19 protein-coding genes and 2 riboswitches are annotated in these 20227 nt (G+C 64.3%); of the genes, 9 read left to right on the top strand and 10 right to left on the bottom strand.

Annotated features, from left to right (window positions below; all coding sequences use genetic code 11):
- Window positions 1–45: 45 nt before the first annotated feature.
- Window positions 46–1098, top strand: a complete 1053-nt coding sequence (locus tag NEK97_RS05645; RefSeq protein ID WP_257368921.1) for a ribonuclease HI family protein — start codon at window positions 46–48, stop codon at window positions 1096–1098.
- A 117-nt stretch (window positions 1099–1215) separates the two neighbouring features.
- Here the strand turns inward: NEK97_RS05645 and NEK97_RS05640 are convergent, their stop codons facing one another.
- The 4 genes from NEK97_RS05640 to NEK97_RS05625 form a co-directional block, all read right to left on the bottom strand.
- Window positions 1216–1506 (bottom strand): WXG100 family type VII secretion target, encoded by a 291-nt coding sequence (locus tag NEK97_RS05640; protein WP_257368920.1) that lies wholly within the window; start codon window positions 1504–1506, stop codon window positions 1216–1218.
- A 135-nt stretch (window positions 1507–1641) separates the two neighbouring features.
- Window positions 1642–3087: a HAMP domain-containing sensor histidine kinase gene (locus NEK97_RS05635; RefSeq protein ID WP_257368919.1), complete on the bottom strand. Its 1446-nt coding sequence runs from the start codon at window positions 3085–3087 to the stop codon at window positions 1642–1644.
- Between the two features lie 2 nt (window positions 3088–3089).
- Window positions 3090–3800 (bottom strand): response regulator transcription factor, encoded by a 711-nt coding sequence (locus NEK97_RS05630; protein WP_026543233.1) that lies wholly within the window; start codon window positions 3798–3800, stop codon window positions 3090–3092.
- An 81-nt stretch (window positions 3801–3881) separates the two neighbouring features.
- A complete protein-coding gene (locus NEK97_RS05625; RefSeq protein ID WP_257368918.1) occupies window positions 3882–4511 on the bottom strand; it encodes a LysE family transporter in 630 nt (209 codons plus the stop codon).
- A 68-nt stretch (window positions 4512–4579) separates the two neighbouring features.
- On the opposite strand from NEK97_RS05625, the gene NEK97_RS05620 reads away from it, so the two are divergent.
- A complete protein-coding gene (locus NEK97_RS05620) occupies window positions 4580–5497 on the top strand; it encodes a LysR family transcriptional regulator ArgP (protein ID WP_257368917.1) in 918 nt (305 codons plus the stop codon).
- Window positions 5498–5566: 69 nt separating this feature from the next.
- On the top strand, window positions 5567–5821 hold the full coding sequence (locus NEK97_RS05615; RefSeq protein ID WP_257368916.1) for a hypothetical protein: 255 nt from the start codon (window positions 5567–5569) through the stop codon (window positions 5819–5821).
- 6 nt (window positions 5822–5827) lie between these two features.
- Here NEK97_RS05615 and NEK97_RS05610 read toward each other — a convergent pair whose 3' ends face one another.
- The 5 genes from NEK97_RS05610 to NEK97_RS05590 all read right to left on the bottom strand — a co-directional run bounded on the left by NEK97_RS05610 (window position 5828) and on the right by NEK97_RS05590 (window position 13048).
- Complete coding sequence (locus NEK97_RS05610; RefSeq protein WP_257368915.1) at window positions 5828–7903, bottom strand: multicopper oxidase family protein; 2076 nt, start codon at window positions 7901–7903, stop codon at window positions 5828–5830.
- A 12-nt stretch (window positions 7904–7915) separates the two neighbouring features.
- Window positions 7916–8389, bottom strand: coding sequence for a hypothetical protein (locus NEK97_RS05605; RefSeq protein ID WP_235518938.1), 474 nt, complete (start codon window positions 8387–8389; stop codon window positions 7916–7918).
- A gap of 210 nt (window positions 8390–8599) precedes the next feature.
- Window positions 8600–10258, bottom strand: coding sequence for a DNA repair helicase XPB (locus tag NEK97_RS05600; RefSeq protein WP_235518939.1), 1659 nt, complete (start codon window positions 10256–10258; stop codon window positions 8600–8602).
- A gap of 54 nt (window positions 10259–10312) precedes the next feature.
- Window positions 10313–12778 carry a helicase-associated domain-containing protein gene (locus NEK97_RS05595; RefSeq protein WP_257368914.1) on the bottom strand — a complete coding sequence of 822 codons (2466 nt, stop codon included), beginning with the start codon at window positions 12776–12778 and terminating at the stop codon, window positions 10313–10315.
- A gap of 54 nt (window positions 12779–12832) precedes the next feature.
- Window positions 12833–13048, bottom strand: coding sequence for a hypothetical protein (locus NEK97_RS05590; RefSeq protein ID WP_257368913.1), 216 nt, complete (start codon window positions 13046–13048; stop codon window positions 12833–12835).
- Between the two features lie 227 nt (window positions 13049–13275).
- Here NEK97_RS05590 and NEK97_RS05585 point away from each other — a divergent pair, with 227 nt between their 5' ends.
- The 3 genes from NEK97_RS05585 to NEK97_RS05575 are packed head-to-tail and all read left to right on the top strand — an operon-like array spanning window position 13276 to window position 15656.
- Window positions 13276–13659 (top strand): cold-shock protein, encoded by a 384-nt coding sequence (locus tag NEK97_RS05585; RefSeq protein ID WP_090820714.1) that lies wholly within the window; start codon window positions 13276–13278, stop codon window positions 13657–13659.
- A gap of 4 nt (window positions 13660–13663) precedes the next feature.
- Complete coding sequence (locus tag NEK97_RS05580; protein ID WP_257368912.1) at window positions 13664–14308, top strand: DUF3027 domain-containing protein; 645 nt, start codon at window positions 13664–13666, stop codon at window positions 14306–14308.
- 43 nt (window positions 14309–14351) lie between these two features.
- Window positions 14352–15656: an MFS transporter gene (locus tag NEK97_RS05575; RefSeq protein WP_257368911.1), complete on the top strand. Its 1305-nt coding sequence runs from the start codon at window positions 14352–14354 to the stop codon at window positions 15654–15656.
- 70 nt (window positions 15657–15726) lie between these two features.
- Here the strand turns inward: NEK97_RS05575 and serC are convergent, their stop codons facing one another.
- Complete coding sequence (gene serC / locus NEK97_RS05570; protein ID WP_235518946.1) at window positions 15727–16857, bottom strand: phosphoserine transaminase; 1131 nt, start codon at window positions 16855–16857, stop codon at window positions 15727–15729.
- Window positions 16858–17151: 294 nt separating this feature from the next.
- On the opposite strand from serC, the gene NEK97_RS05565 reads away from it, so the two are divergent.
- From NEK97_RS05565 to NEK97_RS05555, 3 genes are all read left to right on the top strand, one after another.
- Window positions 17152–17847, top strand: a complete 696-nt coding sequence (locus NEK97_RS05565; RefSeq protein WP_235518947.1) for a metal-dependent transcriptional regulator — start codon at window positions 17152–17154, stop codon at window positions 17845–17847.
- A gap of 188 nt (window positions 17848–18035) precedes the next feature.
- A riboswitch (cyclic di-AMP (ydaO/yuaA leader) is annotated at window positions 18036–18277 on the top strand.
- 4 nt (window positions 18278–18281) lie between these two features.
- Window positions 18282–19112 (top strand): M23 family metallopeptidase, encoded by an 831-nt coding sequence (locus NEK97_RS05560; RefSeq protein ID WP_235518948.1) that lies wholly within the window; start codon window positions 18282–18284, stop codon window positions 19110–19112.
- Between the two features lie 137 nt (window positions 19113–19249).
- A riboswitch (cyclic di-AMP (ydaO/yuaA leader) is annotated at window positions 19250–19418 on the top strand.
- Window positions 19419–19422: 4 nt separating this feature from the next.
- Window positions 19423–20163 carry a C40 family peptidase gene (locus NEK97_RS05555; protein WP_257368910.1) on the top strand — a complete coding sequence of 247 codons (741 nt, stop codon included), beginning with the start codon at window positions 19423–19425 and terminating at the stop codon, window positions 20161–20163.
- Window positions 20164–20227: the final 64 nt, after the last annotated feature.

The following is a 20227-nucleotide window of genomic DNA, read 5'->3' as shown; positions in this document are numbered from 1 at the left end:
CCTACCACGGTTTTAGTGTCCGTGGGTTCTGGCAGGATTAACGGTATGACGATTATTGCTGCCGCCGACGGGTCCGCCCTCGGTAATCCTGGGCCGGCCGGTTGGGCCTGGTACGTTGACGACTCCTGTTGGCATGCAGGAGGTTGGCCACATGGCACCAACAACCAGGGCGAACTGATGGCAGTCCTGGATCTTTTCCGCTCCACGGCCCATGTTGCCCACGAGGAACTGCTGATCCTGTGCGATAGCCAGTACGTCATCAACTGCATCACCAAATGGATGCCGGGCTGGAAGCGCAAAGGATGGCGTAAGGCGGACGGCAAGGCGGTGCTCAACGTCGATCTCCTCAAGGACATCGATCAGGCGATCGTTGGCCGCAAATACACTTTCGAATGGGTCAAGGGCCACGCAGGACACGATCTGAACGAAGCCGCGGATGAGCGTGCCCGGGCTGTCGCCGTGGCGTATCAACAGGGCGTCGCACCGCGGGTTGGACCAGGTTTCCCGGGCGCCAAGCATGACTCCGTGGCCGAGGGTTCCGGGTCCTCCGGAACCACCTCGGTTGGGACTGCAGCAAGCCCCGCGACGGTCACTGCCGGCAGGGCCGCCACCGCGACGGCTACTTCTGCGAATGCCGTTGCCGCGCCGCCCAGGAGTTCCCGGCCGCACTTTGAGCCGACGCTCTTCGGCGAGTCAGGCATCTTCGGCCAAGCGGACCTTTTCAGTGAACTGGAAGGTGACGCAGCGGCCCCGGAGCTCTCGCCGGAAGACACGGTCCTTGCCTTGGAACGGGAACTGTTGCGACCGGATGTGAGGGCGGACATTGGCAGGATTGGAGTGCTGCTCCACCCGGACTTCGCGGAGATTGGCAGTTCCGGCCGGTTTTGGACGCGGGACGCCATGATGATGGCGCTGGAAGAGGACCCGGGCGAACCGGGAGAGCTGGAGCTCCTGAGCGCCGACCGCCTCAATGAAACCACCATTTTGCTGAACTACCGGAGTTACGCCCACGCGGGCTCTGCGCTTCGCAGCTCGATCTGGATGTTGGACCGCGGCCAATGGCGGCTGAGGTTCCACCAGGGCACCTTGGAGCCATAGAGACAGCGACGCCAACCCAGGACAAACAGGTGCGGCGTGACCTGCGGGGCCGGATAGTTCAGGGGAAGACATCCGGCCCCGCAGGAGTGCGGGACTGTGCCGGCGGGCTGGCGGTTCCTAGTAGGTGAACCGCTGGGTGTTGCCCTGCTCGACTTCGGCGTAGTTTGAGGCCGCAGTGGACAACGCCACGGTGATGGAAGCCAACGATGCCTCCACCTTGCTTTGCGTCAGGGACCATTCCAGAACCAGGGACTGAAAGTTCGCGGCCGCAGTTCCTTTCCACGTTGCCTGGAGTTCCTCAAGCCCGCGCTTCATGGTGTGAACGTCCGAACTGATGCGGTCAATGGTTCCCCGGACATTGTCGGACTTGAGCTGGAGCATCTCGGTATCGACGGAGATGACGGACATGGTTGTGCCTTTCGACGAAGGTGTTCCGCATGGTGCGGCGGTAAGTGTGGGCCACACCATTGAGCCTAGGCCGCAGGCCTCAACCGCGGAACGAACGTCTGCCGCTATGTGGAAAACGGCGTCAAAAGTGCGGTACTACGTAGAGAGAAGCTCGGCGGGTTCCTCGTGGAAAGGGAGGCTGACCACCAGAGTGGCGCCGCCGCCGTCGGTCTCTGAAACACGGACGCTTCCGCCGTGCGAGCCCACGATGGCAGCCACAATCGCCAGGCCAAGGCCGCTGCCACCCGTCTCGCGGGTGCGCGAGGTGTCTGCGCGGTAGAAGCGTTCGAAGATCTTGTTGGTCTCGTCTTCCGGGATTCCCGGTCCATGATCACGGATCTCGATGACCGACTCGGCGCCAGCGGGCGTGTTCCGGACACCAACGGCAAGCTCGATCGGGCTGCCTTCCGGCGTATATCGCAGGGCATTGCCCACCAGGTTCCCAATGACCTGCCGGAGCTTGGCCTCGTCACCTTGCACGGGGGCAGGGGCGGGGGAGCCGCCGTCGAGTCCTGTCAGGGTGATGGTCCGGTCGCCGGAGGAAGCTTTGGTGTCCACCATGGCGTCGTGGGCCAGGAGGTGCAGGTCCACAGGCTTGAGCTGCAGCGGCCGCTGTTCGTCGAGCCTGGCCAGCAGCAACAGGTCTTCGACCATGGAGCCCATTCGCTTGGCTTCGCTTTCGATCCGGCCCATGGCCATGGCCACATCTTCTTCCGTGGTCAGGGCGCCATGCCTGTAGAGTTCCGAGAAGCCCCGGATGGTGACCAAGGGCGTGCGCAGTTCGTGGGAAGCGTCGGCCGCAAAGCGCCGCATCCGCCCCTCAGAAGCAGCCCGCGCTGCGAACGACGCCTCAATGTGCGCCAGCATGGCGTTCAGCGATCCGCCGAGGCGGCCCACTTCGGTATGTGGATTATCGATTTCAACACGGCGGGACAAGTCGCCCGCCGCAATGGCCGCAGCCGTTTTTTCCACTTTGGCCAAGGGCCTGAAGGACCGGGCCACGGTCCACGTGGCAATGAAGAAGGCCAGTACCAGCGTCAAAAGGCCGACGCCGACCACCACAAGGACGGCGTGCTCCATCACTTTGTCCACCGGGGTCAGCGGCAGGCCGATGATCACCACGCCGTTCTGCCCGTTGGCGATCACGCCAACGGCGACAACCCGCCAGTTGGTCCCCGCCGTGCCCTTGACCTGGAAGGGCGCATTGCCGCGCAATTTGGCTTCTGCAGCGGTGATGTTGGCGATCGCCGGGCGGTCGCTCTGGTTCCCGCCAAAGGGGTAGGGGTCCAGACCCGGCACATAGAGCGTTAGGGAGTAGTCCGTGGGAACGGCAGTGTTGGGTTCAGACAACTTGTCAAAGGATTGGCGGTCCTGCGCCAAGGCAACTGCAGCCTTGAGCTTGTCGTCCACCTGGCCCTGCAGGTAGCTCTTGACCAGGGTCAGGGTTCCCGCGCCCGTCGCTGCCAGGGCCAGCAGGAGCAGACCCATGATGATGGCGACGAGCTGCGACCTCAGTGAGGCCGACTTCCAGCGTTGCAGCAAGGTCAGCGCTTCTCGGCCGTCCGCAGCACGTAGCCCACGCCGCGCTTGGTCTGGATGAGGGCGGCGGCGTCGGGATCGATGTCCACCTTGCGGCGCAGGTACGAAATGTACGACTCAACAATTGAGGCATCGCCGTTGAAGTCGTACTCCCACACGTGGTCCAGGATCTGCGCCTTGGAAAGGACCCGGTTGGGATTGAGCATGAGGTAGCGCAGGAGCTTGAACTCCGTGGGGGACAGCTCGATGACAGTTCCGCCGCGACGGACCTCGTGGGCGTCGTCGTCGAGTTCGAGGTCGTCGACGCGGATGACGGCGTCATCGTCTTCGAGCGGCTGGGTACGGCGGAGGACGGCCCGGATACGGGCCACTACCTCGTCGAGGCTGAAAGGCTTGGTGACATAGTCATCCCCGCCCACGGTGAGGCCCGTGACTTTGTCCTCGGTGTCGTCCTTCGCTGTGAGGAACAGGACGGGGAAATGCTTGCCGGCCGCGCGGAGGCGCCGGGTCACGGTAAAACCGTCCATATCCGGCAGCATGACATCCAGGACGGCGAGGTCCGGGGCGTGGAGATCGGCCGCAGCAAGAGCTTCGCGACCGTTGGAAGCGGCCACTACCTCGAACCCTGCGAAACGCAGCGACGTGGACAGCAGCTCACGAATGTTGGGTTCGTCATCAACCACAAGAAGCTTGGCTTCGGGACCGTTCTTTTTCATGCCATCCATGATCCTCCCAGTAACTGGGAGTTTTCTGAATGCTGCATGTGAGCAAACTGCGCGGGAAGTCCACGGACGGCATCATGCACCGAGGACCAGGCCCGCTCCCAATGCCACCATGGTCACGGCGATGCCACCGTCCAGGATCCGCCAGGAGCGGGGCCTCGAAAAGAAGCCACGAAGGTACCGCGCACCGAATCCCAGCGAGCAGAACCAAAGAATGCTGCCCAGCATTGCCCCGGCGCCGAACCACCATTGCAGGGGAGTCCCTTGCGCGCTGGCCAGGGAGCCGATCAAGGCAATATCCAGATAGACGTGCGGGTTGAGCCAGGTCAGGGCCAGGACGGTGGCGACGGCGGCCGCCAGGCCGCGCCTCGCGCCGCCGTCGTCCGGGCCGTCGCTGGTCAGCGACTGGGGGCGGAAGGCCCGCCGTGCGGCCATCAGGCCATAGGTCACCAGGAACGCTGCGCCCACATAGCGAAGGACGACGACGGCGGCCGGTGCGGCAGTGACCAGGGCGCCGATGCCCAGAACGCCGGCAGCGATAAGGACGGCGTCGGAGAGGGCGCATACCGCGACGATCGGACCTATGTGTTCGCCACGGATCCCCTGACGAAGCACGAACGCATTCTGTGCCCCGATCGCGACGATGAGGGCCAGGCCTGTGGCGAGCCCAAGGCCCGCGGAGTGGGAGATGTCAGTAATAGTCACGCTTCGAAATTACGGATGCGCCAAGCATTAGACCAGCTAAGTATTTTGATGCGGCGTAAGCTGTTCTAATGTTCCAGTTTCCGTCCGAACAGCTGCTCACATTCGCCACCGTCCTCTCGGAGGGAACGCTGGACGCGGCCGCGCGCCAACTACATGTCACGCCGTCGGCAGTGTCCCAGCGGCTCAAGGCGCTCGAGCAGGCGGCGGGCCGGGTGCTGCTAAGGAGAAGCAACCCCGTGCAGGCAACGGAAGCCGGAGAGGTGGTCTTGCGGCTGGCACGCCAGGTGGCGCAGCTCGAGGCCGACGCGGGCAGGGAACTTGGCTTGGGCTCGGAGGGAGCGGAACTCGCCGTGCCGATCGTCGTCAACGCGGATTCGCTGGCCGTGTGGTTCCTGCAGGCGCTGGTGAAGGTTCCGCAGGAGCTGAACGTGACGTTCGACCTCCATCGGGATGACGAACAGCATTCAACGTCGCTGTTGCGGTCCGGGACAGTCATGGCGGCAGTCACGGCCACCCCTGAACCAGTGCAAGGATGCCGCGTCGAGAGCCTTGGGGTCATGCGATACCTTCCCGTTGCTGCGCCGCAGTATCTGGCGCGATGGTTCCCTGATTTCCCGAAGGGCATCAATGGGGTGTCGCTGAACGCTGCCCCCACGGTCGACTTCGATCGCAAGGACACCTATCAGTGGGCTTTCGTCCAGTCGTGGGCTGAGGCCGGGAGCGTGCCCGAGCGCCGGGGTCCCCGCCATTTCGTTCCGGCCTCGCACGATTTTGGCGACGCCATCCGCCTGGGCCTTGGCTGGGGGCTGATCCCCGAAGTGCAGTGCGGGCCGGACATAGCGGACGGCCGGCTGGTCGAGCTGGCACCGGACAGGCCGTTCGATGTTCCGCTTTACTGGCAACGGTGGCGCACGGCCTCACGGGTCCTGGACGTCCTCAGCGAGACGGTGCGGGACGTTTCTGCCCAGTATCTGAGGAGGCTGTAAATGTCCCTGAAACCGGACACGCCCGCTGATGCTTCCAATAATGTCAGTGCCCCGTTCCACACTTAAAACATGGCAAACACAGCAGCTCCCACCACAGCAGCTCCCACCACAGCAACTTCCAACACCGTCCACCAGCTCCGCGACAGGGACGACGTCGAGTTCCATGTGACATACCTGGACACCGACACCGGCCATGTCCGCCGCGAGGATTTCCAGGACCTCGCCGCAGCCGAACGCTTCGCCAGTGCGCAGCTCCGCGATGAAGAGTGCTGGGCCGTGGTGGACCACGTCAGCATCTCGGCCACCAGCCGAATGGTCGCCTGACCCACTTCACTCCGGCCTGTTGTGGGCGTGGCCCCCGTGCATGAAAGGCGATGACACCCCCTGATACTTCAGGAGCATCATCATCCCTTCCGCCGCGTGATCCAGGTTGTGGCAGTGGTCCATCCAGATGCCCGGGTTGTCGGCGTGCAGCAGCAGTTCCCAAACCTCGCCAGGCTGAACGTCAACGGTGTCCAGCAGCAGCGGCGAGCCCGTGGGGGCCACGCCGTTCCGGCTCAGGACCTGCACATGGTGCCCGTGCGGATGCATGGGATGTGGTTCGGCGGTGCGGTTCACCACCGTCACCTTCACGGTGTCGCCGAGAGACACGTCAATGGAGGGGACCAAGGGGTAGGCTGCGCCGTTGACGGTGAAGGCAAAACGCGGAATTCCATCGACAAAACGGAATTGCCGGTCCAGGACCATTACTTCTTCCCGGGTAATCGTCGGCTGCGCCGAACCGGAACCGGCTACGGGTTTGCCATAGGCCAGGAGATCCAGCGCAGGAGCGGTGGCGAAGATACCCGTCGGCGCTTTGTCCGGGGCCGCACTCAAAGCAGCGGCCGAAGCTTCAGCCAGGGCTGCGGAACCGGGTGGGGCAATGATGACGGCGGCTCCTGCTGCGGAGTCCGAACGCACGGTTACCGGTGACGCCGGCATGGTGAAAGCGACGTCCATCCTGCCTCCGGCACCAAGCCTGAGGAGTTTGCCGGCCACTTCCCCCGGCTGGTTCACCTCCGTTCCGTCCACGGCGACTACCCGGAACGGGGCGCCGTCCACCCAGTAACGCTGCGGCAGCGAATCAGTGTTGACCAGCCTCACCCGCACCGCGGAGCCGGGTGTGGCCGGGTGGGCACTGATGCGGTCTGAGGAGCCCAGCAACCCCAGACCGCCGAGGTCGTGCGCAGCCACCACAAGGTCCGTCCCGGCTCGGGGCGTTGCGGGGTTGTGCACGACGAATGTGCCGTAGAGGCCCTTACGGACTCCCTCGGCTGAATCCTGGTGCGTGTGGTACCAGTACGTGCCGACCTGTTTGGCCTGGAAGCGGTACGTCATGGAATGTCCCGGCATGACGGCGTCCTGGGTGGCCCCGGCTACTCCGTCCATGGCATTGGGAACGTCGTAGCCGTGCCAATGCAGGGTCACGCCCGCGGCGATGTCACGGTTCTTGAGTTCCACCTCCATGATCTCGCCCAGCTGGGCTTCCAGCGATGGCCCCGGGACGCTCCCGAAGGTCCAGGCTTCCACCCTCTGGCCCGAGGGCAGCGTCACCTGTTCCACGCGTGCTGTCAGCTCATAATGCCGGACCACGGCGTCCGCCGGCACGGTGCCCAGCAGATCCGTCACTTGGGTGGGCTTTGCCTCCACGTACCTGTCCGGTCTGCCGTGATGTCCGACGGCGGCAACGATCGCCGCGCCGTCGGCGGACCGGCTCCCCAGCCAGGCAAAAGCTCCCGAGCCCAAAGCGGTACAGGCCATGAGGGCGGCAACTGCTGCAGCCGTCGTCGGACGCTTGTGGGCGCGCCGGACCGTTCCTGGGAAACTGCGCCCGGGACGGCCAGCTTCCCGGAGTGCAAGCCTGGCGAGAACCACCGTGCCGCCCACCATGAACAGGAGGACAATCACAGTCCATGGGGCCGGGAACGGACCCACTACGAGCGACAAGGCCAGCGATGCCACGGACGCCGCGGCCGCAGCCACCACGGCCAGGACAACTCCTTCACGGGACCGCGACCAGCCGGGCCTCCGGGAAGTGGTGGAGCCGGTGTTCCGCTTCCTCAGCAAATACGGAACACCGGCCATCGCGGCCCAAGCCGCGGGGATGGCGGTCAGGGGCAAGCTGATGGTTATGCGCTCACTGGCAAACCACCAACTGCCGGCCACCAAAGCGGGTAGCAAGGCATAGCGGGCCACCGTCGCAGCGGCGGCCACGCCCAGGAGCAAGAGGGCCAGATCGGTCGCGTGGGGTGGTGCTTGCTTCCGATCAGTGGTCGCGGCACCTGTCATCCACGCGGCGGCGACCCAGGCGCCGGCCGCGAGGATGGACAACACCAGGTCCACGGCCAGCAGCTGCGAAGTGTTCACAGCTGCCGCTGGTCAGGCAGTGCTGGGAGAGGCTGAAGCATCCGGGGCTGCAGCCTTGGGCGGAAGCGGCTGGGGGTTCAAGGCCACCGCGCGGGCACGCCTGAAGAGCCAGTAGGACATGAAAATTATCAGGACGCCGGTCAGTGGGTGGATGGCGGCCACCCACGAGCCGGCCGGGGTGATGAAATCTTCGGACGAACCAGTCAGCATGCCGCCGATGATGAAGATGAACAACTGTACCCAGCTGAGCAGGAAGATCCCTGCGGCCAGCCAGATGGTCCGGGATCCGGCCCGGGCGATGGCGGCGACGATGGCGGCCAGGAGCGCGCCGTAACGCAGCACGTATTGGCCGTTCATCACGTGGTAGACGCCCGCTTCATGCTGGGCTTCGATGGTGTTTTGAAAATGGAAGTAACCGGCGAACAGTAACTGTGCGAGTGCTGACAGCAGGACGATCGCGGAAAGGACCAAGAGGGCTTTACGCATGGGGAATCCTCTGGATGAAAATGCTCAGATTTTTCTAGGCCTTCGAACCGCCGGCTCCCTGGCTGCGGGATTACCCCCACTGCCGACGGCTGGCCGCCGGATTGCCTGGACCAGGGGCAAACCTTAAGGGCGGAGAGCTTCACTAGGAATCGTAAAGTTGCTGGACATTAACCGCAAGGGCCCTGACCTTAAAAACTACTTGCGGCCGCCCTACTGTTCCTGTCCGACGTCCTTGCCGATGTCCTTGGCGTCCATGATGCGGTAGGCGTAGCCCTGCTCGGCCAGGAACCGTTGGCGCTTGGCAGCGAAGTCCTGGTCCAGGGTGTCGCGGGCCACCAGGGAGTAGAACCTGGCGGCGCGGCCGTCCTGCTTGGGGCGCAGGAGGCGTCCCAGCCGTTGAGCTTCTTCCTGGCGCGACCCGAACGAGCCTGACACCTGGATGGCTACCGAAGCCTCGGGAAGGTCGATCGAGAAGTTCGCCACTTTGGACACCACCAGGGTGTGGATTTCGCCCTTGCGGAAGGCGTCGAAGAGTTTTTGCCTCGCCTTGACGCTGGTTTCGCCCTTGATCAAAGGGGCATCCAACCGTTCGGAAATCTCATCCAGCTGATCGATGTACTGGCCGATCACCAGCAACTGCTCACCTTTGTGGACCTCCACCAGTTGCTCCACCAGCTGGGTCTTGGTTTCCGACGTCGCGCATAGCCGGTACTTATCGGCGTCGTCAGCCATGGCGTAAGCGACGCGCTCGTCGCGGGGGAGGTCCACCCGGACTTCCACACAGTCCGCAGGAGCGATGTAGCCCTGGGCTTCAATGTCCTTCCAGGGAGCGTCGTAGCGCTTGGGACCGATCAGGCTGAAAACCTCACCTTCCCGTCCGTCCTCCCGTACCAGGGTTGCCGTCAGGCCCAGCCGGCGCCGGGCCTGCAGGTCCGCGGTCATCCGGAAGATTGGAGCGGGAAGCAGGTGGACTTCGTCGTAGATGATGAGTCCCCAGTCGTGGCCGTCCACCAATTCCAAGTGCGGATAGAGCCCGCCGCGCTTGGTGGTCAGGACCTGGTACGTGGCAATGGTGACGGGCCGGACTTCCTTGACCGCGCCGGAGTACTCGCCGATCTCGTCCTCTGTCAGGGACGTCCGTTTCAGGAGCTCGTCCTTCCATTGCCGCGCGGAAACCGTGTTGGTGACAAGGATCAGCGTGGTGGTGGAAGACGTCGCCATGGCAGCTGCGCCCACCAGCGTCTTTCCGGCACCGCAGGGAAGCACGACGACGCCGCTGCCGCCGGCCCAGAAGTTCTCCGTGGCCAGCTTCTGGTACGGGCGAAGCTGCCAGCCGCTCTCGTCCAGCATGATCAGGTGCGGCTGCCCGTCCACGTAGCCCGCAAGATCCTCTGCGGGCCAACCCAACTTGAGGAGCAGCTGCTTCAACTGGCCGCGCTGGGATGAATGGACCACCACTGTTTCGCCATCGATCCGTGGCCCCAGCAGGGGTGCGATTTTCTTTGCCCGGATGACTTCCTCAAGCACGGGGTAGTCATCGGTCCGCATCACCAGGCCGTGCTGGGCGTCCTTTTCCAGCCGGAGCCTGCCATAGCGGGACATGGTCTCTTCGATGTCGATCAGCAAAGCGTGCGGCACGGGAAAGCGCGAGTACTTCAGCAAGGTATCCAGCACCTGCTCCGCGTCCAACCCCGCAGCACGGGCATTCCAAAGACCCAAGGGCGTCAGCCGGTAACTGTGCATATGTTCCGGGGCGCGTTCCAGTTCAGCGAACGCGGCGATGGCATGCCGGGCTTCGGTGGCGAGTTCGTGGTCGACTTCCAGCAGGATGGTTTTGTCGCTTTGAACGATCAGCGGACCGTCGGTCACTGTTGAATCCTCACTTGCGCAGCTTCACGGCGCGGTTTTCACGAACTATGCGTTTCACGAACGCAATTCCTTGGCGGGTTCCACGTCGATGATCCGGTGGATGGACAACACCCGCTCGGTTTCCTTGGCGGGATCGAACACCCTGACGCGTCCGCCGGAGACGGATACAGGAACAACGGTTTCGGTGTTGGCATTCCCCAGGCTGTCCACCACGTTCATGATGACTGCCTGCTTCAGCCGGATAGCCGTTTGCAGGGTCTCCAGCCCAATCTGCGTTGAGGCTTCCCCGGCAGTTTCCGCCGGCACTCCGCGGTGCTGGCGCAGCACCGAAAGCTGGGCCTCGACATCCTCGTCAGGCGGAGCCGTTCGGGGCGCCGTGTAGACGGGACGCGCGCTCCCGGGTACCGCCGTTGTCCGTTTGAAACGCACGACGGCGGGTTCGGCCTCCTGCACTGCAGGTGACAGTCCCAGTTCGCGCAGCACACGCGCCGTTTCCCGCGGGCTCGCGGACGACGTCAGAACGGTCGGTGCGATGCGTACCAGGCTCAACACGGACGTTCTAGCCTCTTGGAGGAGATCGGCGATGGCGGTTTCGTCGTCGCTCTGGATAAAGCTGGCGCTGGAACCAATCCGCAATCGGCCATGCCGGGACGCGGTGTCCTGGACCAAATAGGCCAAGGGCTGGGGCACGTCGGTTGCTGAATGCTCACGAAGGAACGCCAACAGCGATTCCGCATCCTGTCCGGCGTCGAGCGCCCTGCGGATGGTGGCGGCAGAAAACCGGTAGATCGACGCCGGACCCTGGCCCTCGGCGTCGGCCATCAACAGCAGGGTTTCGCTGAGTTCCGGCGCGAGGTAACCGGGCGCGACAGCCGTCAGGTCGGCCTGCAACAGGATGTGGTTCACCGCGGCGGGCAAATGCTCGCCAAGGATGGTCATGGCTTGTTCCGGCTGTGCTTCCGCAATCGCGGATCCCAGCTGGGTCAGGGCGCCCGAACCCATCAGGCCCAGGAGCGTTGCCTCCTCCAGGATGCCGCGGACCAGTGAACTGAAACGCCTCGACATCCGCGGCTGTGCCCACTCGGCCCGCTGCAGGACGGCCCGGGCATCGAGGACGGGCGCTTTGCCGTCCGGCGCGGCTGCTTCCACTGTCAGCTCATTCAGGATTTCCAGGACACGCCGCCGGATCACCGGAGCATCGGGCCGTTGGGCTTCCGCGGACAAGGCGTTGATGGTGGTGCCTGCAGCGCCCTGATGCGTGGGAGAGGATGCCGAACCCGTGAGCGGTTGTCCCACCAGTGATGGCGCGCGCTCGCTGGCCAACCAGGCATTGACCAACCAGAGCCATTGCTCCTGGCGGGGCAGGTTCAGCCACTCCAACGACGGCGGCTGCACCCAGGTGGAGCTGTCCACGTCCAGTCTCAGGAGTCCCGCCAACGCAGCCAGTTCCAGGAGGATCGCAGTCTCGTGCACCCCGTTCCGGACGGACTCGGCCAGGCGGCGGAGTTCGCGTACGCCCACGCCGCCGCTCCGCAGTGTGGCCAGCGGTTGCTCGCGGACGGCAAACAACAGCTCACCGGTCAGCCGCAGGGTCTCGGCGATGGCGCCCATGGCGGCATTACGGCGGAGGGCGGCACTGGTGTGGCCAAGCTCTGGAACGGGCGGGGCCAGCGTGAAGTCGTCCACGATCGCGCCACCCCGCAGGGCAAGCCCCACGCTATGAGGGAGTTCCACATGGCCGGCGTCCAAGGGGACCAGCAACCCGCGCGCCAACAGCCAGTCGATGGGCCCGACGTCGCGGCTTTCATGGGTGACCGACGCCCGCCGCTGGGCCTGCGGTACAGCACCCATGGCCCAGCTCCCGAATTTCTCCAGGAGGGCCACAGTGCGTTCCGGAGCTGTGGCCAGGATGGCCCGCAGCTCCGCGGGACTGGAGGTCCAACGCTGCAGCGCAAGGGCCGCGTCCATGGGCGTGCTCGCTGGATGGATGCCGAGCCCGCTTTGGTGCAGTTCGGCCACCAACTGGACTGCCCGTTGGGCAAAGGCGGGTTGGAGCCGGACCAGCTCGGTATAGCTCCGTCCCAGTCCTGCCGGGTAGATGCCGATGACGTCCTTGAGGCTGCCCACCGGGAGGTAGAAGCGCTGCCGTGAGGTGGTCGCAGGGGAACCGGCGGGTGGATCCGCCCGATGGATCAAGGCCAGTTCCTGCAGTTTGGCGAGGATGGGATCCAGGGCAGAGAGGGTGGAACCGGCAATGACTTTCTTCAATCCGGCCGCCGAAACACTGTGCCCGGTATCGGTATTGGTGCAGAGATGGAGCGTTTCGAGCACCTGCATCTCCGGCTTGTTCAAGCGTTCCAAGGCCCGCTGGACACTCACGCGGGCACTCGCCCTGGCTGCCAAGGCAGCGAAGTCCGGCGCCATGGGGGAGATAAGGTCCGGCCGCGCGGCAAACAAAGCCCGCAGCGAATCGTCGCTGCGCGCTTCCAGTTCCTTGCTGAGCGCGCGAATAAGGGACATCAATCCAACGGTACCGCCCTTGGGCCGCTCATGCCCGCCGGAGGGACGGACCGGTTACTGGCGGCGACGAAGACGGATGGCGTCCACCACCAGGACAGCCGCCAGCATGAACGCCGCGGGCAGCCCGTAAAGGGCCGTGGAAGTGATCCACACGGGGGCTGCGCTGCCCGCGGAAGCGATGGCGATGACGGCGGCGACGGCCGCCAATGACAACACGGCAATGACGGCGGCAGCAATCACGAGGGGGCGGCGGTAACCCGGGGAATTCATGCCATCAACGCTAGCAGGAGCAGTCCGCCGTGACCGTTGCTGCACGTCATGGCGCCCGCGGGCATGCACGCGGGCGTCCCAAAGCGGGATTAGGGGGTCCGGCAGGATAACCTTGAAGGAACAGACCAACACGGACCGGGCTGTCACCCTCGATCCCGCAGGACCCTGCGGATGCGGTAACGGCCCGACGTGTCTCCCAGAGCAAGAAAACGAAGAAGGTTGATTACGTGCCTACCGGCAAGGTCAAATGGTATGACAAGGAAAAAGGCTTCGGATTCCTCGCGGCAGAAGACGGCCAGGAAGTATTCCTGCCCAAGACGTCCCTGCCCGCGGGCGTAACGGAACTCAAAGCCGGCACGCGTGTGGAGTTCGGTGTAGCTGACGGCCGCCGCGGCGCACAGGCACTGGGACTTCGTGTCCTGGAGAAGACGCCTTCCATTGCCAAGGCCAAGCGCATGAACGCCAAGGATCTTGCACCGATGGTGCAGGACCTCGTGACGGTGCTGGACAACCTCTCCGGCTCTCTCTCGTCCGGCAAGTACCCGGACGGCAACAAGGCCAAGGCCATCAGCATGGCGCTGCGCAAGGTTGCCGACGAGCTGGAAGCCTAGGCTCATGGCATCGGAATCCGCACAGGACACGAAGGGCGGAAAGGGCGCGCAGGGAAGCCCTGATTCAGCCCCCGACGCTGCCCAGGCTCCTGGAAACGGGGAAGCCCCCGCGCGGAAGCCTGCGGCGGAGAAGCCGCGGGCCGGTTTGCCTGTGTGGCGAACCGGCAAGCCTGACGCCTTCCTGGCTGCCGCCGTCGATATTGCGCGTGAGGCAGTTCAGGGCATAGCCAACCCGGGCGAAGTGGGTGCGCACCTCGGCGCAAAGTCGGAGGGCGACCGCGTGGTCACCCACTTGTTCGAATCCAAGCTCGCGGGTTACGGCGGCTGGCAGTGGTACGCGGTGGTGACGCGTAACTCCCGTTCCAAGATCGTGACCGTCAGCGAGCTCGGCCTGCTGCCCTCCGAGGATTCCATCCTCGCCCCGGAATGGGTTCCGTGGGCCAAGCGGGTCCGCCCCGAGGACGAGACTCCGCTGGTGGAGGAGACGGTCGGCGATGTCACGGAGGAATCCGTCCAGGCCGACGAGGACGACGCTACGGGACCCGCCGAAGCGGACGACGACGAGGCTGACGACGAGGCTGACGGCGAAGAAGACGACGCCGAAGCGGACGGCGTAGAGGACGACGCCGACGAAGCCGGGGCTGAATAGGCATTGCGGAAACCCGGGGTGAACCAAGCGATGGTGGACACTGATGTCCACCTTTAAGTCGCTGGGGATTCCCAACTACCGCATCTGGTTCTTCGGTGCCCTGATCTCCAATATCGGCACCTGGATGCAGCGCACTGCGCAGGACTGGCTGGTGTTCGACCACCTGACCGCGCACGATGCCGGCGCGATGGGCATCACCCTGGCCCTCCAGCTGGGTCCGCAACTTTTCCTTGCCCCGTGGGCCGGCCTGCTTGCCGACCGCTACAGCAGGCGGAAGCTGCTCCTCCTCACCCTGGTGGCAATGGCCCTGCTCAGCACGGGACTGGGCATCCTGGTGTTGTTGGGAGTCGCGGAGCTGTGGCACGTGTACATCTTTGCCCTGCTGCTGGGCATCGTGACGGCGTTGGACGCTCCGGTCCGCCAAACGTTCGTCTCGGAACTCGTCACCGATGATTACCTGCCCAACGCGGTGGCACTGAACAGCGCATCCTTCAACGTAGCCCGGATGATCGGTCCGGCAGTGTCCGGTGTCCTGACTGTGGTGGTGGGGCCGGGATGGGTCTTCCTCATCAACACGGTGTCCTTCGCCGCGATGCTCTGGGCGCTCAAGCTGATTCCGGCGTCGTCACTGCGGGCACAACCACGTGCGGCACCAGGTAAAGGGCGCATCCGCGAAGGCCTGCGGTACGTCCGGGGAAGGCCTGATATCCAAGTGGTCCTGGTGGCCATCTTCATCGTGGGCACCTTCGGACTCAACTTTCCGCTGTTCATCGCCGCGATGGTAGGCACCCAGTTCGGCATGGACGCCGGCGCCTTTGGGGCCTTGAGTTCCATCATGGCCATCGGCTCGGTGACCGGGGCATTGCTCGCGGCCCGACGCGGCCGGCCCCGCCTCAGGCTGATCTTCCTGGCGGCCGGAGGCTTCGGGGTCTCCAGCACGCTCGCTGCCCTGGCGCCCAACGCAACCCTTTTCGGTCTCGCGCTGGTTCCCTGTGGCCTGTTCGCGCTGACCCTCATCACCAGTGCCAACGGATACGTGCAATCGACCACGGAGGCCGTTATGCGGGGCAGGGTGATGTCCTTGTACATGGCGATCTTCATGGGCGGGACACCCATTGGTGCCCCGCTGGTGGGTTGGGTGGCCAACGTCGGCGGTCCGCGCTGGGCGGTGGGCGTAGCCGCAATAGCCGGCATCAGCACCGCCGTCGTGGGTTTGGTCTGGATCATCCGGGCCAAACAGCTGAGGCTCCGCTTTGACCGGCGGGCGCGTGGCCTGAAACATTTCCGGGTGGAGTCGCTGCTTGCCCCTCCGGGTACGGAAGAGGGCGACGGCGGCACCGCCCGTTAAGCGGCGACGGCGCCGTCCGGGCTGACCGAACGACGCCGACCCTCGGGTCCGGCTGACTACCCGCCGAGGGTTACTTCTTCAGTTCACCCACGACGTAGTCGATGCTGGCAAGGAGCGCTGAGACATCGTCCGGCTCAATGGCGACGAACGTGGCAATACGCAACTGGTTGCGGCCCAGCTTGCGGTACGGCTCCGTGTCCACCACGCCGTTGGCGCGGAGGACCTTGGCGATCGCGGCCGCGTCAATGGAGTCGTCGAAGTCGATGGTGGCAATGACGTTGGAGCGGTCCTCTGCCTTGGCCACAAACGGGGTGGCGTACTCGGAGGCTTCGGCCCAGGAGTAGATCCGGTTGGCGGAGTCCGCAGTGCGCTTGCTGGCAAAGTCCAGGCCGCCGTTGCTGTTCAACCACTGAACCTGGGCGTCCAGGGTCACCAGGGTGGACAACGACGGCGTGTTGTACGTCTGGTTGAGCTTGGAGTTGTCGATGGCGGTCTGCAGGTCCAGGAAATCCGGGATCCAGCGGCCGGATGCCTTGATGCGGGCAGCGCGTTCCAGGGCTGCGGGGGAGAAGAGGCCAAGCCACAGCCCGCCATCTGATGCGAAGTTCTTCTGCGGGGCGAAGTAGTAGACGTCGGACTCCGAGACGTCGACGTCCAGGCCGCCGGCAGCGGAGGTGGCGTCCACCAGGACCAGTGATCCTTCGTCGGCGCCCTGGACCCGCTTGACGGGAGCTGCCACACCCGTGGACGTCTCGTTCTGGGGCCACGCGTAGACATCGACGCCGGCTTCGGCTTGCGCCACGGGGCGGGTGCCGGGCTCGGACTTGATGATGGAGGAAGCATCAAGGAACGGGGCTTTGTTGGTGGCGGCGGCGAACTTCGAACCGAACTCGCCAAAGGACAGGTGCTGTGCTTTCTTCTCCACCAGGCCGAATGCGGCGACGTCCCAGAAGGCGGTTGATCCGCCGACGCCGAGGACAACCTCGTATCCCTCGGGTGCGCGGAAGAACTGGCTGAGTCCTTCCCGTACCGATCCCACGAGGTTCTTGACCGGGGCCTGCCGGTGGGAGGTGCCCAGGATGGTGGCCGATGCGGCAGACAACGCCTCGATCTGTTCCGGGCGGACCTTGGACGGTCCTGCGCCGAAGCGTCCGTCCTTGGGCAGCAGATCGGCGGGAATGGTGATGCTGTTGTCGCTCACGTGTGGCTCCAATGGGTATCGGCTAGAGATGGGTCGTGGCAGGTGGCATCCGCTGCCCCTTCGACTCCCCAATTCTGCCTGACTCGGCCCGGGGGCTGTAACCTGCATCCGTCATAGTCCGCCACGTGGAATGCGAAGCAACAGGATGCGACCGGAATTATCCAGAGTAATTCCAAATAAGCTAGGCTGGGTGTCGGCGTTCAAGGGCCAGCGGTACACACCGGCTGCCCTGGCCAAGGACGCGGTACGGTGGAGATTACGCAAGGAAACTGCGTTCGAGGAGAGCTGAGCTGGATGACGGATCTGATCGATACCACTGAGATGTATCTTCGGACCATTTTGGAGCTTGAAGAAGAGAACATTGTGGCGCTCAGGGCCCGCATCGCCGAGCGCCTGCGGCACTCCGGCCCCACGGTTTCACAAACCATCGGCCGCATGGAGCGCGATGGCCTGGTAATTGTATCCAACGACCGTCACCTTGAACTGACCCAGATGGGCCGCAAGCGCGCCACCGAGGTCATGCGAAAGCACCGTCTCGCGGAGCGGCTCCTTGCCGATGTCATTGGCCTCGACTGGGCGTACGTCCATGACGAAGCGTGCCGTTGGGAACACGTGATGAGTGAGCGGGTTGAACGCCGGCTCTACGAACTCCTTGAACACCCCACCGAGTCGCCTTACGGCAATCCGATTCCAGGACTCGAAGCTCTGGGCGGCCTGCCGACGCAGACTATTCCGCGGCTCGACATCAACCTGCTGCAGGCCATGGATGGCTACGCCGCCGATTCCCGCGTGGTGGTCAGCCGGCTTGCCGAGCCCATCCAGGTGGAGCCCGAACTCCTCACCCAACTGGACGAAGGCGGAATCCGTCCCGGGGCAGCGGTGTCATTGGAACGCGTCGGCGAGTACATTTCTGTCCGGGTTCCCGGCATCGAGGGAGCGCTTGAGCTTCCACCGGAAGTTGCGGCCCACGTGTTCGTCTCCCTGGGCTGACCTCCCTTCGGGGCGCCGCATCCTCGGGTATGCCGTGTCAAACCTCACTTTTGTGCCCTGCGGGACAATGTGACCTGCGGTTTTCCGGGATTGATGATAAGGGAGTGCGTCGTCCTGTTGATAACGAATTTATTACTGCAGGCTTTAATCGCCTATAGTTATCTACTAGCGCCGATACCAAAGCGTTACCTGATCCGGAGCCGAGCTCTGCCAGCGGATCAGGTGTGTCATCCACCACTGGCAGAGGCGGGGGAACCACAAGCGGCTGTCTAAAGAAGCAGCCTTGGGGTGAAGTCCGCAGCAGAAGTGCCCATTTACGCAAGTCCCTCCTGGGATACCTGTGTGCCATGAGCGTTTCGTGCGGACCGGGTCTTTGAACTCTCTGACCCGAATCCGACAGCTAACTTCGCAGGCTTTCCAGAGAGGAACAGAGTTTGACATCGCAGAACGTCAGGGGTCGTCGCCGCGCCACCGGCCCCGCTGTTGAGCTGCGGCCAGCCCGCGCAACAATGGAGGTCCGGCCCCGTGACACTGAGCGCCAAGTCCGCCGCCGTAAGAGCCCATTGCGCCAGGTTGCCGATTTCGCCGCAGCCAGTGGTGTCGGCCAGAAAGCCGGAGTAGCCCTCGCTGCCACCGGCTTGGCGCTGACTGTCGGACTGCCGGCCACAAGCCCCGTGATGGCAACGTCGGAGTCGGGCCAGACCGAGTCCGCCCTCGCCGTTTCCGGCGGCAGTCAGCCAGAGGTTTCCGCGGCCGCATCGGCAAAAATCGACTTCAGCCGCGCCGCCGTCGCAACCGCAGCTGACCCCGACGGCAAGCTGAAGCAATTGCTCAGCGCCCAGTCGGTCGGCAGCATCCAGCGCGCCTCGTCCGTAGGCACGCTTGCCAGCCCCTTGGACAGCCTGGTCACGGCCTCGCCGTTCGGCTACCGGGTCAGCCCCCTCACGGGCGGCACGGGAGACTTCCACCGCGGCCAGGACTTCGTTGCCCAGTGCGGCACCGCGGTGCATGCGGCTGCCACGGGCAAGGTCACTTTCGCCGGATGGCACGAGTATGGCGGAGGCAACCGCGTGGTAGTGGACCACGGCAACGGCCTCGAGACCACCTATAACCACCTGTCGTCCTTCAACGTCAAGGTCGGGCAGACCGTCACCCGTGGCGATACCGTCGCGTTGAGCGGCACCACGGGCGCTTCCACGGGCTGCCACCTCCACTTCGAGGTCCAGGTCAACGGAGAAGTTGTAGACCCCATGGGCTGGCTCTAAGCCAGTTGATGGTCGCCTCTCGCATTTTGCGACACCCCGTGACCTGAATGTGACATTCGCGTTCAACTGTTGTACCGTACAAAGCGCATCGGCTTTTTAGGGGGCCGATGCACTTGAGTGGATTGCCTAGCTCTGCCACCACTCAAGGTCCGTTCGCATAAATCGTCTGGCAGGGGCGGGGGAACCACTTTTGGTCTTCGATAGAAGGCCTTGGGGTTAAGTCGCAAAAGCTTCCTTGAAGCAACGCGGCCGGATGACTCCCATCCGAATCCGACAGCTCACCTCGCAGGCATTGGGAGAGGCTACCTACGTGTCATCACGCACTACCCCTGCGCGCCACCGCGCTGAAACGGTTCGTACGAACCCCTTGAACACTCTTTCCAAGGCTGTTTCGTCCAACGCCGGTTCGGTTGGCCGTCAGGCCGTCGTCCTGGCAGCAGCTTCGGGCCTTGTCCTGACCGCCGGTCTTCCGGCTACGGCAGCTGATACGGACGTCTCCAAGTCGGAAGCCTCCAGTACCCAGCAGATGGTGGCAACCGCCGTCGTCACCGCAGAGCCAACCGCCACCGTGGCCTTCGAGAGCCCGGTCGTGGCCACCAAGGAAGCCCCCAAGGTTGTCCAGCGTGCATCGCAGGTCACCCAGCGCGCCGCTGGTAGCCAGGACGCCGCAGCAGCAGTCACCGCAAAGTCCTCCGAGGTTACGGACGGTGCTGCAAGCGCTGCTGCTTCGGGCCTCGCCGCCATTGCCTACACCGGTATCGGCCACCCCTACGTATGGGGCGGCACCACCCCCAACGGCTGGGACTGCTCCGGCTTCACCCAGTGGGTCTACGCGCAGGCCGGCATCAGCATTCCCCGCGTCAACGCCTGGACGGCCATGAAGCCCACCAGCAACCCCCAGCCCGGTGACCTCGTCATGCAGAACGGCGGAGCCCACGTCGGCATCTACGTCGGCAACGGCATGATGATCAGCGCACTGAACCCGAGCCAGGGCACTCTCCTGCACTCGGCAGCCTCCACGGGCACCTCTTCCTTCTTCACCCTTCGCTAGAAAACATCCGGTTCGTGGCCGGCCAGCATGCCCCCAAGTGCTGGCCGCCCATTACCCGCGTGTA

This window comes from Paenarthrobacter sp. UW852, assembly GCF_024608385.1.
GTDB lineage: Bacteria > Actinomycetota > Actinomycetes > Actinomycetales > Micrococcaceae > Arthrobacter.
The sequence above is the reverse complement of the archived record's forward strand: the minus strand, read 5'-3'. Positions and strand labels throughout refer to the sequence as shown.